Genomic DNA, 15887 nt, shown 5'->3' on the forward strand with positions numbered 1-15887 from the left:
TATACTTTTATTCAAAAATATAAATGATAATTTTTTATTATGGAAAATACAATAAATACGAATACCCCTGATGAGGCGGTAAAAAACATAAATAACTATTATCCAGCGATTTATTTTCTTTGTGCCGGATTAGGATCTTTAGCGGTTGGATCTGCCTTAAAGATGTTTGGAAAAAATCAAATGGGTTCTGTTATTTCAAAATTTACAATGCCTTTAATAGCTGTTGGTTTGTATAAAACATTAAAAAATATTTCGCCAACAGAAAACACAGAACAAACAAATCAAAATGTGGAACAAATAGAAAAAGAATAATTTAAAAAATTACTTCCTGTATCCCACACCTTCTTTTAGCATTTTAAAACTTACTCTTGATTATCTACTTATAATCAACGGGATATAGGAAGTTTTTTTTATTTATTAATATTTCAATCCCATTTAATAACTCTGTTACATCCTCTTTATTCTATTATCTTTATTCTATTATCTTTCATCTTTCATCTGCCTTTTATCATCTTTCCTCTTTATTCTTTCCTCTTTATTCTTTCCTCTTTATTCTTTCCTCTTTATTCTATCTTCTATTCTCTTCACTCAAAAACATGGAAATTATATAACAAAAAACAAAAATTATATAAATCAGTATTTATTCATGATTTTACATTTACGAAAATTAATTGAAAATAACATTAAGAAAGGAATTATGAAAATGCTAAAAATTAGAATTATTTTGACCATTATTTTAATTACAATTTTAAACGCAAACTGTGCTCCTCACTGCGATGACGAAGATTATGCACGTGATAAAAAAGAGGCTGCACGCTATCAAAAGGATTCACTTCACGTTTCTATAGTGGATTAATTTCTCTACAATTTTTTTTAGGAAAAGCTTGTTGTGCAGATAACAAGCTTTTTTTTACCCCTCATACTTATTAATTATGAAAAAATTCTTATTATTCATTCCTCCTGTATAAGTTTTTGATTTATCATAACAGTATTATGTTATTTGACCACAAGTTTTTCTAAAGAATTAGACTTGCAAATTGTGCTAAGATCAACAATCAAAATCATTATGAAATATAAAAACATTCTACAAATAGATGACGATTATGATGACTGCAATTTCTTTTTAGAGGCACTCGAAGAGGTTTCAGCCGCTGCTTATACAGCGATTCATAATCCGGTTCATGCTTTGCAAAAGCTTATCAACAATGAAATTCGTCCTGACCTTATTTTTCTCGACATTAATATGCCTTTTATGAATGGTATGGAAGTATTGACAGAAATAAAAAAGAGAGAAGTAATAAAAAACATTCCAATAATTATATTTTCAACCTCGATACCTTTAGATATAAAAACTAAAATAAGAGATTTAGGAGCTATAGATTTTTATACGAAGCCCAATGATTTTAAAGTACTGAAAAATCTACTGAAAAATTTGACATAAAAAAACCTGTATAAAACAGGCTTTTTTAAATCTGTATGACAGATTATTACTGCGGAATTGAATCTTTTCCGGTTTTGGTTGTTTTAGTTTTATGCTTTTTAGCCGGATTCGTTTTTGTTGAATCAATTTTATAAGTTGATTTTTTTTCAACTTTTGATTTCTTAGTATGATTAACAATTGTATCAGGCTTAGATTTAGCTTTTTTTGTTGTTTTGGTAGTTTCCTGGGCAAAACTAAATCCTATAACTCCCAACATTACGATTGTAATAAGCATATTTTTCATAGCATTGATTTTTAATTAATTACGTGTTTTAAAATCCTTTATATCGCAAATTTTATAAATACCAAAACGTAAATTTTACATAATTTTACATGAATTTTATATGATTCCCATTTTATAAACATTTATTATTATGAAAGACATTATAACTTTGATTCAAATAATAAAATCTCATGAAACCAACTGACAATCAAGAACCTAAAAAATCTAAACAGGATTTTCCTGTTGTTGGTATCGGCGCGTCTGCCGGAGGATTGGATGCTTTTAAAAAATTATTAAATGCCATACCAGTCAATTCCGGAATGGCGTATGTACTGGTACAGCATTTATCACCGGAACATCACAGCAATTTGGTTGAAATTTTATCACCACATACTACAATACCGGTACATGAAATTATCAATGATATCAATCTGGCTCCAAACCATATTTATATCATACCGGAGAATACGAATTTAATTGCAGAAGACGGAATTCTGAAAATACATCCCAGAACCCGAAACGAAAGAAAAAATGCCTCGATTGATATTTTCTTTGAATCATTGGCACAAGTTCATAAGAGTTTTGCGATTGGTATAATTCTTTCAGGAACAGCTTTTGACGGTACTTTTGGATTAAAAAAAATCAAGGAACTTGGTGGCGTTACAATCGCTCAGGATCCGGATACTGCTGCTTTTAAAGGAATGCCGCAAAGTGCTATTGAAGCAGATACAGTCGATTATGTCCTTGCGCCTGAACTAATACCGCAACAATTAGTTGAGATTCAAAAAAGCTATAAAATCAATCATGCTTACACTGAACAAGATCATGAGCTGAAGAATGAAGAGGAAATACTAAACCAGATTACAAATCTCATTTTATTAAGGACAGGAAATGATTTCAGTAATTATAAACGGCCTACAATAAGACGTCGCATTTCCAGAAGAATGGTTATATCCCGTAAAAATACTTTAGAAGATTATTACTATTATCTTAGAAATGACAAAACTGAACAAGATTTACTTTTTAATGATTTTTTGATTCCAGTTACGTATTTTTTCAGGGATACAAGTGTTTTTGACTCTTTAACCAATTTAGTTTTTCCGCAGCTGATTCACAATCTATCAAACAATAATTTGCGTATTTGGGTTGCAGGATGTGCCACAGGCGAAGAAGCTTATTCGATTGCCATAAGCATTCATGAATTTCTTGCCGAAAAAAACAATAAGGATATAAAGGTTCAGGTTTTTGCTTCGGATATTTCTGAAAAATTTATTTCAAAAGCCAGAACTGCAATTTATTCTGTGCAGGATGTACAACAGGTTTCGACTGCAAGACTGCAAAATTATTTTACAAAACATGACGGATATTATCACGTTAATAAGGTAATACGGGAAATGTGCATTTTTGCGGTGCATAACTTTATAAAAGATCCGCCTTTTGCCCGTATTAATCTAATATCCTGCAGAAATGTACTGATATATCTTAATCCTTTTTTGCAAAGTAAAGTATTGAGTTCTTTTCATTATTCTCTAAAAGAAAAAGGAATTTTATTTCTTGGAAAATCAGAAACTGCCAACAGTGCGCACAGTTTATTTGAACCTATTGGCATAAACGAGAAACTATACATTCGTAAATCTGCCTTTACACGTTATGTGCCTGAGGCTTTTAAGCCACTGAATTTAAGTATAAACAGTGAAATAGAATCGTTTGAAAAAAAGAATGTGCCTGAATCTGATTTTAGAAAAATTGCCTCTGATATTTTATTTTTACAATATACGCCGGCAAGTGTTATTATAAATGAACAGCTTGAAATTGTACATTTTCATGGAGATACGAGTTTCTATTTATTACCATCGCCGGGAAAACCCAATTTTAATATTCTGAAAATGGCACGTGAAGGGATAAGTTTTGAACTTCGGAATGCTATTTTAAAAATGAAAAAGTATAAAAAAAATGTCATTAAAGAGAATCTAATTGTTAAAAACCAGCCTTATACAGCTTCGTTTGAAATCGTTTCGATTCCTGATAACGAAGAGTATTTAATGATTCTTTTTTACAAAAAACCTCTTGCTGCTTTAGAGGGAGTCAAAAACACAAGTAAAAATTCTAATCAAAACCGAATCGTTGAACTGGAAAATGAATTGACCCAGCTTCGTGCAGATATCAAACGCGTAACTGAAGAGCAGCAAACGGCATTTGAAGAGCTACAATCTACAAATGAAGAATTATTAAGCAGCAGTGAAGAGTTGCAGGCGATGAATGAGGAACTGGAAACTTCAACTGAAGAACTGCAATCTAATAATGAGGAATTAATGTGTGTTAATGATGAATTAGTAGACCGGCAGGAACAATTGATCTCGATGAGAAATTATTCTGAATCCATCTTTAAAACGATTCGCGAACCTTTATTGATTATCGACCGGGATTTTTTCGTAAAAAGCGCCAATCCTTCTTTTTACAAATACTTTCAAACGACAGAAAAAGAAACCGAAGGACATTCTTTTTTTGAAATTGGAGATTGCCAATGGGATATTCCGGAGTTTAAAGACTTAATCGTTAAAATGCTGGGAGACAGAGCATCTATTGAAGATTTTCAGGTTCATACACTGTGCAAAGGAATTGGTAAAAAAATCATGATGGTAAATGCTAGACGAATCTTAAATGCAAAACCTGCCGGAATGATTCTTCTGGCACTGGAAGATATTACTGATGTAGTTACTGCAAATGAACAGCTTACAATTAAAAATCAGGAATTACAAAAATACAACGAACAGCTTGAAACGTTTAGCTCTGCTGCAAGTCATGACTTACAGGAACCACTTCGTAAAATTCATATATTTTGCCAGCGAATTATCGATAATGAAAAAAACCTGTCAGAAACAAGCAAGCACAATCTCGACCGTATCTTATTTGCGGTAACGAATATGAGTCAGTTAATTGCTGATCTTATCGACTATACCCGAATAAACTTTGTAGAAAAAGAATATAAAAAAACAGATTTGAATGTGCTCTTAAAAAAAACAATGTCTGATATCAAAGATATTGTTTTAGAAAAAAATGCTGTAATTGAAATTGCCCCATTTCCACAATTAAAGGTAATACCATATCAAATACAACAGCTTTTTACCAACTTGATTCTCAATGCTGTTAAATATACCAAAGAAGGTGTGATACCTGAGATTAAAATTGAAACTCAAAAACCTTCAGTTGATGAAATACTGGAGATTGGAGGAAACAAGGATACTAATTATATCCGAATTTCTATTAGTGATAACGGGATTGGTTTTGATCAGGAATTTGATGCTAAAATTTTTGAACCTTTTTATCGCCTGCACAGCAACAACCAATATCATGGCAGTGGACTTGGATTAACTTTAGTCAAAAAAATTATTGACAATCATCACGGATTTATTACTGTGAGAAGCAAGGTAAATGAAGGAACTGTATTTTTTATTTATTTGCCCATGCAGCTATAAAATAATCAACGTAAAATGGATCATATGGAGACAATAGAAACAAGCAATTTTAGTAAACTTATTGGAATTTGGGTAACTAAAGGAACTGTTTTACCGGATCATGCAGAACTAATTGGTATTGATACTTATGAATATATTTTGAACGGAAACTACATTCTGCATAAAGCTGATGTAAAAATGGGAAATGAAAGAAGTCAGACTTTTGAAATTATTTCTCTTGCCAATACTTCTCTTGCCAATACTACAAAAAGGGCGAAAATGCAATACTATAATACTAAAGGCAAAAGTGGTTCTATGACTGGTTATCTAACTAAAAATATTTTTAAAATTAGAAGTACCACTATGAAATTTGAAGGCAAATTTAATGATGAAAGTACCGAATTAATTGGAAAATGGTTCCTCAAAGAAAACGACAAATGGATTAACTTCATTGATCTTAAACTTAAAAAGCAAAAGGAATCCGTGTAGAAAAATGCCTCAATTTGTCAGATAAAAAAAATACACCTGACATACTTTATTTATATGCCAGATGTAGTTACAAATCAACCTTCAATTAAATTCTTATTTTACTGTATACAAGATATGGTTTGATTCACAAAGCCTGAAATAACCTAATGCAAAATTGTTAGTATCAGTAGTATTGATAATATTTCCTCTTATATTGCCCGTTACTGCACCAAAAGGGTTGGAATTTGCTGCTTCTAAAATTAAATTCATATAATTATAAAAGTTTTTAGAAATACCACGATGCGTTATATCAAGAATTTTTCCCGGCTTTAAATCCGTATCCGTAAATTTTTCATTTATTTCATTGCCGTTAACAAATTCATCACTTGTAACCGTGTATTCCGGATAAGGCATAAAATCAGCTTTATAATCTGTCAGGTAATAATTAGCCTGATCGGCCGGATCTTTATAATAAAATGTGACCACAAGAAGGTCCGGTCCTGTTATATCAGCCATAAATTCCTGGTCTATTTTTTCAATTGGGGTCACAGAAGTTAATTTTTCAGTAGCTGTTAAACTTTGACCATCAACATCTACAAATAATTTGTATTCCATATTAAGTACAGGAACAAAATTATTACAGACATATAAACCAGGCTCAGATTCGTTGAACCTGAAAACGGTTCCATCATTATTTTCAACTCTTACCTGCGCTCCTGAAACTTTTGGTGTATCAGGACTGTAATAAGCGGCCATTCTGCTTATTTTTATCGTTTGCTTGCTGCCGTCCGTTCCTTTTTCCCAAATTATCTCAGCGTCGATCACTATTTTAGGATCTCCAGTTTCTAAATCAAGTTCAACAAGCTTGTCACAGGATAAAAAAAGCAAAACAGAAAGAAGACTAAATAAAGTAAATGCTCTATTTTTAAAATTGTATTTTTTTAATCTCAACATAGTATTAAAATTTAAAATTATAAGAAACTCCGGGAACTAATCCGTAAATAGACAGCTGTCTGGACTCATTTGCTCCTGTATTATCATTTTGAGAAAACGTCATCGATGCAGCATTTTGCCTGTTGTAAAGGTTATAAATGCTAAATACCCAATAGCTTTGCCATCCTTTCTTTTTATCCGGTTTAGGCGTGTAAGTTGCACCAACATCCAAATGATGATATGCAGGAAGTCTGTTCGAATTTCTTAAGGTATAATTTGGTATATTTCTTCCGCCAAATTCATAATAACCGTTTGGATATGTTACCGGCTGACCTGATTGTAAGGTGAAATTAGCATTAAAGGACCATTTAGGATTAAAATCATAATTTGCAGTAATATTTAAATTATGCAATTTATCATATCCTGATAAATACCAATCTCCATTGGCAATACCTGGCTCTTCAGCTGTTCTTCCTGGTGTTTTTTGTTCAGCTTTAGATAACGTATACGAAATCCATCCTGTAAAACGACCGGTATTTTTTCTGAATAATAATTCCATACCATATGATCTGGCTTTTCCTGTCAGGATATCCTGTTCAATATTATTGTTCCCCAATAGATTTGCCCCATCAATATAATCGATACGGTTTTTTATATTTTTATAAAATAATTCTCCTTCAAAAGAATACTCACGTTCCATAAAATTTTTGAAATATCCTACTGCATATTGATCCAGCATTTGTGGTTTTGTAAAAGGACCACTTGGCGTCCAGATGGTCATAGGCAACGGCGCACGCGTGTTAGACAACATATGAATGTATTGCGCCATCCTGTTGTAGCTTGCTTTTACTGAAGTTTCATCATTAAAAGCATATGATAATGCCAATCGAGGTTCAAAATTGTTAAAACTGCTGATCGTTTTTCCTTTTCCGTAATATTTACTTCCGGTTGGTGTCGCTTCTTCATAAATATGATATAACGGATTATACACAACTGATTCTCCATTTTCGTACGTGCTGATCGTTTCGTTACCCAAACGATAAAACGTGCTGTAACGAAGTCCGTAACGAAGATTCAGTTTTTCTGTAACCTGATTTTCAACATCCAGATATGCAGAAGTTTCCAAAGCATATTTTTTATCCAATTGATTATAATTAAACTGAGAATCTACACCATAAGGCTGTACAGTTCCCGGATTAAAATCATAATATAAACCATCAATACCGTAGTTAAGTTTAAAATTGTCTGATATCGTATGATTCCAGTTGTACTTTAAACCATAATTGCTGATTTTACTGTCCCATTCAAATTTTTGAAATGGTATTTGCAGATTAAATTTATAATCACTGTAAAAAACAGAAAGGTTCGTATTTAACTTGTCTGAAAATTTATGTTTCCAGCTAAGTGTCCCCATAGTATTACCGTACGTACTGGCAAAGAAATTATTAATATCGAATAAATCATTTCCCATATATCCGGAAAAAGCAATTGTATTATTTGCTCCCAAACGATAATTGAACTTGGCATTAATATCATAAAACATAACTGAACTCTTAATGTCAGTAAGTTTTAAAAATAGATGCGCATAAGAAGCACGTCCTGCAATAATAAACGAACCAACATCTTTTTTTAAAGGACCTTGCACCAAAAGTCGGCTTGATATAAGACCAATACCACCATTTACTTTATAATCCGTAAGATCTCCGGTTTGCTGGCTAACATCAAGAACGGAGGAAACGCGCCCACCAAATTTAGACGGAATCCCGCCTTTATACAACTCTAATCCGCTGACAACATCTGCATTAAAAATAGAGAAAAATCCAAACATATGAGAATCCCCGTATACCGGAGCGCCATCTAAAAGAATCAAATTTTGATCAGCCGCACCACCACGAACATTAAAACCGGATGAAGCTTCGCCTGCATTCGTAACTCCGGGCAATGTCAGCAATGATTTTAAAGGATCCGGCTCACCCATCGCGGTTGGCAGTCTTTTAATCTCGGCCATCGAAAGCTTATTTACACTCATTTGAGTATTCTTAACATCAACGGCTTTGCTTGTGGTTATAATTACCTGCTCTAATTCCTGACTGTCAGAATCCATGATAAAATTGATCCTTGCATCATCCGTAATTTCAATTTGTCTTTCTTTATTGTTTAGTCCAATATAACTAATCAAAACAGTATAAGTTCCTTTATCCAATTCTATAGAAAACATTCCGTTTTTGTCTGTTGTAGTGCCCGTACCGGTTTCCTTGATGTAAACATTTGCACCAATAACTTCTTCTCTATTGTCGTCCAGAACCTGTCCGGTTAACCTGCTTTTTTTTTTAGCTGTAGCAGTTTTAGACCCTTTTTTCTTCACAAAGATATTATTCCCTACTATCGAGAATTGAATAGATGCGTTTGTATTTAGTTCATTTACAAGATCTTCTATTTTGATATTTTTATAGGTATGCTTTTTTGTAAAGTATTTTTGATCTGTATTTATTTGATCTGTAAAAGCAAATTTAAAGTCGGTTTGATTTTCAATTTGTTTAAAAAATTCTTTTAATGTTACCGTTTGATCTACCGTTACGGTAATGTTCTGGGAGAACACAGACAAACTGAATAAAAAAAAGCATGCTGAAATTATATGCTTCATGAAATTTTGTATTTTTGATTATTATTGATTGTGATAGTTTTATACTATCCTGAATATGGGAAGGATGTTTAGTTTCGCGGCTAGGACATCCTTTTCTTTTCTTTATTGAAAAGTAATTTGTTTTAAATTTTCATTTACTTCATAATTAAGGTTATACATTTCTGATATTAATTGTATTATCGTTTTTAGATCTTCTTTTTTATTTATTCTCACCGTAATTCTCTGGTTATAATATTCCTGCGGAATTGTCACGTGATAGCCATAATTGGTCTCAATATAAGTGCTTAAAACACTTAATTTTTCATTCTCAAAATCTATAAACCTGCTAAAATCAGCTACTAAAGCTATTTTATTATAATAGGTGAATTTTTCGCCCGGTTTTAATATCCAGCTTTTATTCTGGTCTTTTACCGTCATTTCTACACTTCCTTCATAAAGTGCTACAGTGACTTCTTTACGATTATTTTCTGCAACGGTAAATGAAGTTCCTAATACAGTAGTTGTCGTTTCATTGCAAAAAACCTGAAACGGATGTTTTTTGTCTTTTTTAACTTTAAAATAAGCTTCTCCGTTAACTTCAACTTTTCTATTGACAGCAAAATTATTGGCATAACTAATTTTAGAATTCGGGCTCAATGCCACATTTGAACTATCCGGCAAAGCAACATACTTAACTATTGAAGTCGTATTTTCAATTACATTTTCTGTAAGCTTAATCTCTGTACTTAAAGGAGAATTATTAAAATATAATCCAGTCCCAACAAGAGCAAAAATCAATACGGCCGCAGCGGCATAATAACGCCATGGTTTAAACTTCTTCTTTTTTGAAGAGAATGCTTTTGATTGAAATTCTTGCCATGAAAGCTCCTTCTCACTATCTGAGTGAGAAATGGGAGTTTCGCCCCAGATTTTTTTTAACTCTTCTTCTATTTTCTTTTCGTCCATATCTTTTGATACTAAAGTTTTTGACAATGAAATCCCTGTTTATTAAAAACACCGTAAACCATTTCTTTAATATCACGGTTGGTTTCGATTTTTAGAATACGATCATTATTATCCAAATCAAAATTCATGATACAATCAGAAATAATAAACTGCAGAAGCACTACAATAAAGTTTGCATCTTCCTTGGTTGTAACATCAGTTTTATAAGACTCAATATGCATTTTATGTTTCTGTTTATTAGTATAACAAACGAGAACACAAAAGTTCCTAATGCTCTTCGATTTTTTTTCGAATAAATTTACTGGCAAGATAAATATGATTGGCAATTGTCTTTTCAGAAAGATCTGTTATTGCTGCAATCTCCTTATAGCTAAGGTTTTCCAGTTTATGTAAAGTAAATATTTTTTGTTGCTGCTCCGGAAGAAGATTAATGAAATTATGGAGTTTTTCTTTTCTTTCTTCAAAAATTATTGTTTCTGTATCCTCAGGTTCCATTTTTTCGAACTCCGGATCAAGCTGAATTATTCTATTTTCCCTGTTCACATGATTTAGAATTATATTCTTGCAAATGGTAAACAATTGTTTATCGAATAAAACCTCTTCATTAAGTAATTCCCTTTTGTTGTAAAGTCTTAAAAAAGTTTCCTGAACAAAGTCTTGTGGGGTCAGAACAGTAAAATCAAATCGTCTGGCAATGTTTATCAGTTTATCGTAGTACTTGAGATAAGCTTCCTTGAAAGCTGACTCATTACCTTTTTTTAAACTTAAAATAAACTTCTTGTTGTCCATAAACGTTAATACGATGATTAGTCTTAACTTAAATTACTTAATAATATTGTATTTTAAATTAGTCGTTAAAACGTAGACTTAGTTACCTTTTTTTGATAAAAATTTAAGAGGCAAAGAACAGAAATTTTATTCAAAGATAACCGAACTTAAAAAATATAGTCTGAAAAAATGACATTTTCATCTTTAACATTTCGATTAAAACAGGTTTGTTTTTGATTTTTTAAGTACCAAAACTTAATTCTTTTTTTGCTATTTTTGATTCAGTTAAAAAGACACGAAACCTATCAAAAAGAGCGCGTTAAAACCGGAAACATTTTTAAAAACCTGCAAATGAAACAGAAATTTTTACTATTATTTATTTTAATGGCACTTTTAATTTCGTGCAAAGATACTTCAGGACAAAAAAATAATTCTGTAAAGACAGACAACACAAAACAAGAAACAAAAAATACTGAAGCTAAAGGTGAAGATTCATCAAAAACAGCTGTTTATTTTATAAAGACAAAAAAAATACCTGCTACAAATGAACTTAGAAAATGTATTAAAGAAGAAATTGAAAGTGTAGAAAGTATTGATTTTACTGGTGATAAAATTGCTGATTATATTTGTAAAACGGCAATAGACACGTTAGGAATTGGAAATGAATACTGGATTTCATCTGAATACAAAACAATAAAAAAAGTAAAATATTATGGCGATGGTTTTCATTATCGCTGGTTTATAAATTTAGATAATGACCCTGAACCTGAAATGTTTGAAACAAACGGAGACGAAGATGGCGCGGACTACACTATTACGGATCAAAATTTAACAACAGGAAAAGACAGGACATTACTTTATATTAATCCGGTTATAATTGAAAATAATAAAAAATATTGGGGTTATTCATGGGATGTAAAAAATATAACAGCACGAAAAAACGGAACTGATATTGAATTATTCTGCTCTTTAAACCATCAAATAATCAGGGATGGAAATGAAGAATATGATCCTGAATTTCAAAAAATAATGCCGGTACTTTTTTTTACCGGACATCACACGCAAGAAAGCGGAAACCTCAACATAAAAGATGAAAAATGGTTAACATTACAGGAAATTATCAAACAAACTAAAAGATAATTTGGTAACATATAAAATTCAAATCCCATTTATAACAAATGGGATTTTTTATTTTTTCTTCTTTTTTATTTTTGTGTTTTAGGCTTATAAAGCATTGCTGTACACAAGCAGTTTTTTCTTTCTTTACTGATTAATATTGGGCAATTGATACACGATTTACAGTTGTCCCAGAAAAGTTCATCGGTGGTTAATTCAGAATAAGTCACAGGTTCAAAACCAAGTTCGTGGTTCATTTTCATTACGGCCAGACCAGTAGTAAGACTGAAGATACTGGCGTCAGGATATTTTTGACGGCTTAGTTCAAAAATTTTTCTCTTAATGTTTTTTGCAAGTCCTGTATGTCTGAATTGTGGCGCAACAATCAATCCGGAATTAGAAACATATTTACCGTTATTCCAGGAAGAGATAAAAGAAAAGCCTGCCCATCTCCCATCTGATGAAAAAGCAATAATCGCATCACCATTTTTCATTTTTTCTTCAAGTAATTCAACAGGTCGAGCAGAAATACCTGTTCCACGAGCTGTAGCAGATGATAATGTGACTTCGCAAATTTCTTTTAGCCAGGAAATATGGTTTATATTGGCAATTTCAATCGTAAAATCAGTTGATTCTTCCAGTGTTTTATTTTTGATTAATAAGGTTGTTTTTTCTGAAAATGAAACAGGTCTATAAAAATCTTTAGCAAGTTGTTGGGTTTTCATTAGTTTACAGTACTTCCGGTTTTATTATTAATAAATATCCAGGGTTCGGAATACAAAAGCATATTTTCAAATTACATACCAAACCATTGCAGATCCCAGCTTATAGGTATTACAACCTTCTATACTGGCATTTTTGGACAATAATTACTATTTCTCACCTTTTACGATTCTTATCAAAATGATACGATTTTATCATTTTGATGCAGTTTATAAAATATAGTTTTTCGCTGAAAATCCAGATAAGAAAATAGCTGTTTGCCTTTATATTTTCTAAAAGTATCGAAAAACAAAAACCTGATAATGATAGTTTTACAACTTATACTGGTCATTATAAGAAACAATGAATACTATTTTTGCATCGGTCTGATAAAAAGCTTTTTACATAAGCAATCAATTAGGCATCAATACATTAACTTTTTGAAATATGATAAATAAAAAAATCACTCGTTACTTTTATATCTTGTTTTTAATTCCGTTTTTTTCACAGGCAGTTGCCCAAAACAAAGGAATCAAAGCAATAGAGAAAAAGAATGTTTACCTGGATTCTATAAAAAAGACATTTGTCAAAAATAATATGACAGCACGTGTTGATAGTTTATGGATGAGTGAATTAACGAGTTTAAACAATTTTAATGCTCTTTCTTCTGATATTGAAAATAGTACAACAGATAAAAAAGTTGACTTAGAACTACCTACAGAAGTACTGAAAGCGAGACTGGCTGCAATGAATGCTAAATCTCCTTTTAATATTGAATACAATCCACAACTTGAAAATGTTATCAAGTCGTTTCTTAAATATCGAAAAAAATCATTTGGACGATTAATGGCTATTTCTGAATATTATTTCCCACTATTTGAAGAAGCATTAACAAAGGAAAATATTCCGTTGGAAATAAAATATCTTGCCGTAGTTGAATCTGCATTAAATCCAAAAGCAGTTTCAAAAATGGGCGCTACCGGACTTTGGCAATTTATGTTTCATACCGGAAAACAATATAAACTAAAAATAGATTCGTATGTTGATGAGCGTCATGATCCTTTAAAATCAACTGAAGCTGCGGCGAAATATATGACAAGTATGTATAAAGCTTTTGGTGACTGGGACCTGGTTTTAGCCGCTTACAATTCAGGGCCCGGAAATGTTTCTAAAGCAATTAACCGTTCAGGCGGACAAAAAAATTACTGGAACATCAGGAAACAACTTCCTAAGGAAACACAAGGTTATATTCCTGCTTTTCTTGCTACGATGTATCTTTATGAATACCATGCTGAACACGGTATTAAGCCCGAAAAAGCATTAGTAAAACATTTTGCTACCGATACGATAATGATTAAAAAGAAAATGAGTTTTAAACAAATTTCTGATTTGATTGATATTCCAATAGCACAACTCGAATTGTTAAACCCATCTTATAAGCTAAATGTTATTCCGGTTTATGACAATCAAAACCATTATTTGAGACTGCCTCAGGATAAAGTGGCGGTTTTTACTTTAAACGAAGATAAAATTTACGCCTATGCAGCACATCAATCCGGATTGCGTGAAAAACCAATTTATACTTCTACAGCTGTTGCTGCAAAAACTACAAGTTCTAAAAAAACCGCAACGTTTGAAAAAACAAAGTATTACACCATAAAAAAAGGAGATACTTTGGGCAGTATTGCAAGAAAATATGCTGTTTCTGTCTCTGACTTAAAAAAGTGGAACAAGATAAACGGAGATTTACTTGCACTGGGCAAAAACTTGAAAGTAACAAACTAGCATACATACAGGAATCTGTAGTCAAATTTCTTTTGTGCAAACTTTTCCCCAAAAGCGTGCATGAATTTAAACAATCTGATTATAACGAGTTCCATAAATAAACCCGACAGTCTGATATTCTCAGAATAAACTGTCGGGTTTGCTATTTTCTAAAATTTGGTAATGCGTTTATTTTACTAATACACTTCGATATCTTGGTATATCTTTTAAGACAATACCGGTTCCTCTAACCACAGCTCTCAACGGATCTTCGGCAATATAAACGGGTAAATCTGTCTTTTGTGAAATTCTTTTATCGAGACCACGAAGCATTGCTCCTCCTCCTGCCAGATAAAGTCCTGTATTATAAATATCTGCAGCAAGTTCCGGCGGTGTCATCGAAAGCGTTACCATAATAGCATCTTCAATTCGAAGGATAGATTTATCGAGTGCTCTTGCAATTTCCCTAAAAGTAATCCTCACCTCTTTAGGTTTGCCCGTAAGCAAATCCCTTCCGCGAACCATAATATCTTCCGGTGGATATTCCAGTTCTTCAGTAGCAGCACCAACCTCAATTTTTATCATTTCTGCAGAAGCATCCCCAATATACAAATTGTGCTGTGTACGCATGTAAAACAGGATATCATTGGTAAAAACATCGCCTGCAATTTTTATGGATTTATCACAAATAATTCCGCCAAGGGCAATTACCGCAATCTCTGTAGTTCCACCTCCAATATCTACGATGATGTTTCCTTTTGGCAGCATCACATCCAGACCAATACCAATAGCCGCGGCCATAGGTTCATGAATTAAAAATACTTCTTTACCATTTACACGTTCACAAGACTCTTTTACTGCTCGCATTTCAACCTCCGTAATTCCACTGGGGATACATACCACCATTCGTAATGCAGGAGTAAAAAAATTTTTCTTTAGTTCTGGTATGTTTTTTATAAACCAGCTGATCATTTTTTCTGATGCATCAAAATCTGCAATAACCCCATCTTTAAGAGGTCGGATGGTTTTAATATTTTCGTGTGTTTTACCTTGCATTAAACTTGCCTCTTTACCAACGGCAATAATTTTTCCGTTTCTAATATCCCTGGCTACAATCGAAGGACTGTCTACTACTATTTTTCCGTCATAAATTATTAAAGTATTCGCAGTTCCCAAATCCATAGCTATTTCCACTATCATAAAATCAAATAAGCCCATAATATAGTTTTGTTTAAGAACGTTGATTATTGTTGTTTTATTCTCTGCAAATAACAAAAATCGAATGTAGCTATAAAAATCTCTTATTTGTCACAATATTTAAGTTATTGTATATCAGCATACAAAATCTATTAAGTACTAACCTTTTTTGAATAAAAAAACAATCCTAAA

Annotated in this window: 15 protein-coding genes; 7 read left to right on the top strand and 8 right to left on the bottom strand. The window is 32.1% G+C overall.

Going from position 1 to position 15887, the window contains the following annotated elements:
* Positions 1 to 39 precede the first annotated feature (39 nt).
* The 3 genes from RC62_RS03725 to RC62_RS03735 all read left to right on the top strand — a co-directional run bounded on the left by RC62_RS03725 (position 40) and on the right by RC62_RS03735 (position 1441).
* Positions 40 to 312 (top strand): hypothetical protein, encoded by a 273-nt coding sequence (locus RC62_RS03725; protein WP_055092725.1) that lies wholly within the window; start codon positions 40 to 42, stop codon positions 310 to 312.
* Between the two features lie 334 nt (positions 313 to 646).
* Entirely contained in the window at positions 647 to 856 is a 210-nt protein-coding gene (locus tag RC62_RS03730) for a hypothetical protein (RefSeq protein WP_055092727.1), read from the top strand.
* A 210-nt stretch (positions 857 to 1066) separates the two neighbouring features.
* Positions 1067 to 1441, top strand: a complete 375-nt coding sequence (locus RC62_RS03735) for a response regulator (RefSeq protein ID WP_055092729.1) — start codon at positions 1067 to 1069, stop codon at positions 1439 to 1441.
* Between the two features lie 46 nt (positions 1442 to 1487).
* Here the strand turns inward: RC62_RS03735 and RC62_RS03740 are convergent, their stop codons facing one another.
* Complete coding sequence (locus tag RC62_RS03740; RefSeq protein ID WP_055092731.1) at positions 1488 to 1724, bottom strand: hypothetical protein; 237 nt, start codon at positions 1722 to 1724, stop codon at positions 1488 to 1490.
* A 170-nt stretch (positions 1725 to 1894) separates the two neighbouring features.
* Between RC62_RS03740 and RC62_RS03745 the strand changes: the two genes are divergently transcribed.
* Together RC62_RS03745 and RC62_RS03750 are read left to right on the top strand one after the other, a co-directional pair.
* Positions 1895 to 5179 (top strand): chemotaxis protein CheB, encoded by a 3285-nt coding sequence (locus RC62_RS03745; protein ID WP_055092733.1) that lies wholly within the window; start codon positions 1895 to 1897, stop codon positions 5177 to 5179.
* A gap of 24 nt (positions 5180 to 5203) precedes the next feature.
* Positions 5204 to 5647 carry a hypothetical protein gene (locus RC62_RS03750; RefSeq protein WP_157472341.1) on the top strand — a complete coding sequence of 148 codons (444 nt, stop codon included), beginning with the start codon at positions 5204 to 5206 and terminating at the stop codon, positions 5645 to 5647.
* A gap of 93 nt (positions 5648 to 5740) precedes the next feature.
* Here RC62_RS03750 and RC62_RS03755 read toward each other — a convergent pair whose 3' ends face one another.
* From RC62_RS03755 to RC62_RS03775, 5 genes are all read right to left on the bottom strand, one after another.
* A complete protein-coding gene (locus RC62_RS03755; protein WP_055092737.1) occupies positions 5741 to 6580 on the bottom strand; it encodes a DUF4249 family protein in 840 nt (279 codons plus the stop codon).
* A 4-nt stretch (positions 6581 to 6584) separates the two neighbouring features.
* On the bottom strand, positions 6585 to 9203 hold the full coding sequence (locus tag RC62_RS03760; protein WP_055092738.1) for a TonB-dependent receptor: 2619 nt from the start codon (positions 9201 to 9203) through the stop codon (positions 6585 to 6587).
* Positions 9204 to 9305: 102 nt separating this feature from the next.
* Positions 9306 to 10175 carry a FecR family protein gene (locus tag RC62_RS03765; RefSeq protein ID WP_245176773.1) on the bottom strand — a complete coding sequence of 290 codons (870 nt, stop codon included), beginning with the start codon at positions 10173 to 10175 and terminating at the stop codon, positions 9306 to 9308.
* On the bottom strand, positions 10160 to 10369 hold the full coding sequence (locus tag RC62_RS03770; protein WP_055092740.1) for a hypothetical protein: 210 nt from the start codon (positions 10367 to 10369) through the stop codon (positions 10160 to 10162). Before RC62_RS03770 ends, RC62_RS03765 begins: the two co-directional genes overlap by 16 nt.
* 46 nt (positions 10370 to 10415) lie before the next feature.
* Positions 10416 to 10937 (bottom strand): RNA polymerase sigma factor, encoded by a 522-nt coding sequence (locus tag RC62_RS03775; protein WP_055092743.1) that lies wholly within the window; start codon positions 10935 to 10937, stop codon positions 10416 to 10418.
* A 330-nt stretch (positions 10938 to 11267) separates the two neighbouring features.
* Between RC62_RS03775 and RC62_RS03780 the strand changes: the two genes are divergently transcribed.
* Positions 11268 to 12056, top strand: a complete 789-nt coding sequence (locus tag RC62_RS03780) for a hypothetical protein (protein ID WP_157472345.1) — start codon at positions 11268 to 11270, stop codon at positions 12054 to 12056.
* 65 nt (positions 12057 to 12121) lie between these two features.
* Here RC62_RS03780 and RC62_RS03785 read toward each other — a convergent pair whose 3' ends face one another.
* Positions 12122 to 12757 carry a GNAT family N-acetyltransferase gene (locus RC62_RS03785; protein WP_245176774.1) on the bottom strand — a complete coding sequence of 212 codons (636 nt, stop codon included), beginning with the start codon at positions 12755 to 12757 and terminating at the stop codon, positions 12122 to 12124.
* Positions 12758 to 13181: 424 nt separating this feature from the next.
* Here RC62_RS03785 and RC62_RS03790 point away from each other — a divergent pair, with 424 nt between their 5' ends.
* The gene (locus RC62_RS03790) at positions 13182 to 14519 is read left to right on the top strand and encodes a lytic transglycosylase domain-containing protein (protein WP_055092747.1); all 1338 of its coding nucleotides are present in this window, start codon (positions 13182 to 13184) and stop codon (positions 14517 to 14519) included.
* A gap of 168 nt (positions 14520 to 14687) precedes the next feature.
* Here the strand turns inward: RC62_RS03790 and RC62_RS03795 are convergent, their stop codons facing one another.
* Positions 14688 to 15716 (bottom strand): rod shape-determining protein, encoded by a 1029-nt coding sequence (locus RC62_RS03795; RefSeq protein ID WP_055092968.1) that lies wholly within the window; start codon positions 15714 to 15716, stop codon positions 14688 to 14690.
* Between the last annotated feature and the right edge of the window lie 171 nt (positions 15717 to 15887).

This window comes from Flavobacterium aquidurense, from assembly GCF_001404985.1.
GTDB classification, from domain to species: Bacteria; Bacteroidota; Bacteroidia; order Flavobacteriales; family Flavobacteriaceae; genus Flavobacterium; species Flavobacterium aquidurense_B.

Coding starts and splice junctions, on each gene's coding strand:
- RC62_RS03725 (WP_055092725.1), top strand. CDS start 40: ATGGAAAATACAATAAATACGAATACCCCTGATGAGGCGGTAAAAAAC.
- RC62_RS03730 (WP_055092727.1), top strand. CDS start 647: ATGATTTTACATTTACGAAAATTAATTGAAAATAACATTAAGAAAGGA.
- RC62_RS03735 (WP_055092729.1), top strand. CDS start 1,067: ATGAAATATAAAAACATTCTACAAATAGATGACGATTATGATGACTGC.
- RC62_RS03740 (WP_055092731.1), bottom strand. CDS start 1,724: ATGAAAAATATGCTTATTACAATCGTAATGTTGGGAGTTATAGGATTT.
- RC62_RS03745 (WP_055092733.1), top strand. CDS start 1,895: ATGAAACCAACTGACAATCAAGAACCTAAAAAATCTAAACAGGATTTT.
- RC62_RS03750 (WP_157472341.1), top strand. CDS start 5,204: ATGGAGACAATAGAAACAAGCAATTTTAGTAAACTTATTGGAATTTGG.
- RC62_RS03755 (WP_055092737.1), bottom strand. CDS start 6,580: ATGTTGAGATTAAAAAAATACAATTTTAAAAATAGAGCATTTACTTTA.
- RC62_RS03760 (WP_055092738.1), bottom strand. CDS start 9,203: ATGAAGCATATAATTTCAGCATGCTTTTTTTTATTCAGTTTGTCTGTG.
- RC62_RS03770 (WP_055092740.1), bottom strand. CDS start 10,369: ATGCATATTGAGTCTTATAAAACTGATGTTACAACCAAGGAAGATGCA.
- RC62_RS03775 (WP_055092743.1), bottom strand. CDS start 10,937: ATGGACAACAAGAAGTTTATTTTAAGTTTAAAAAAAGGTAATGAGTCA.
- RC62_RS03780 (WP_157472345.1), top strand. CDS start 11,268: ATGAAACAGAAATTTTTACTATTATTTATTTTAATGGCACTTTTAATT.
- RC62_RS03785 (WP_245176774.1), bottom strand. CDS start 12,757: ATGAAAACCCAACAACTTGCTAAAGATTTTTATAGACCTGTTTCATTT.
- RC62_RS03790 (WP_055092747.1), top strand. CDS start 13,182: ATGATAAATAAAAAAATCACTCGTTACTTTTATATCTTGTTTTTAATT.
- RC62_RS03795 (WP_055092968.1), bottom strand. CDS start 15,716: ATGGGCTTATTTGATTTTATGATAGTGGAAATAGCTATGGATTTGGGA.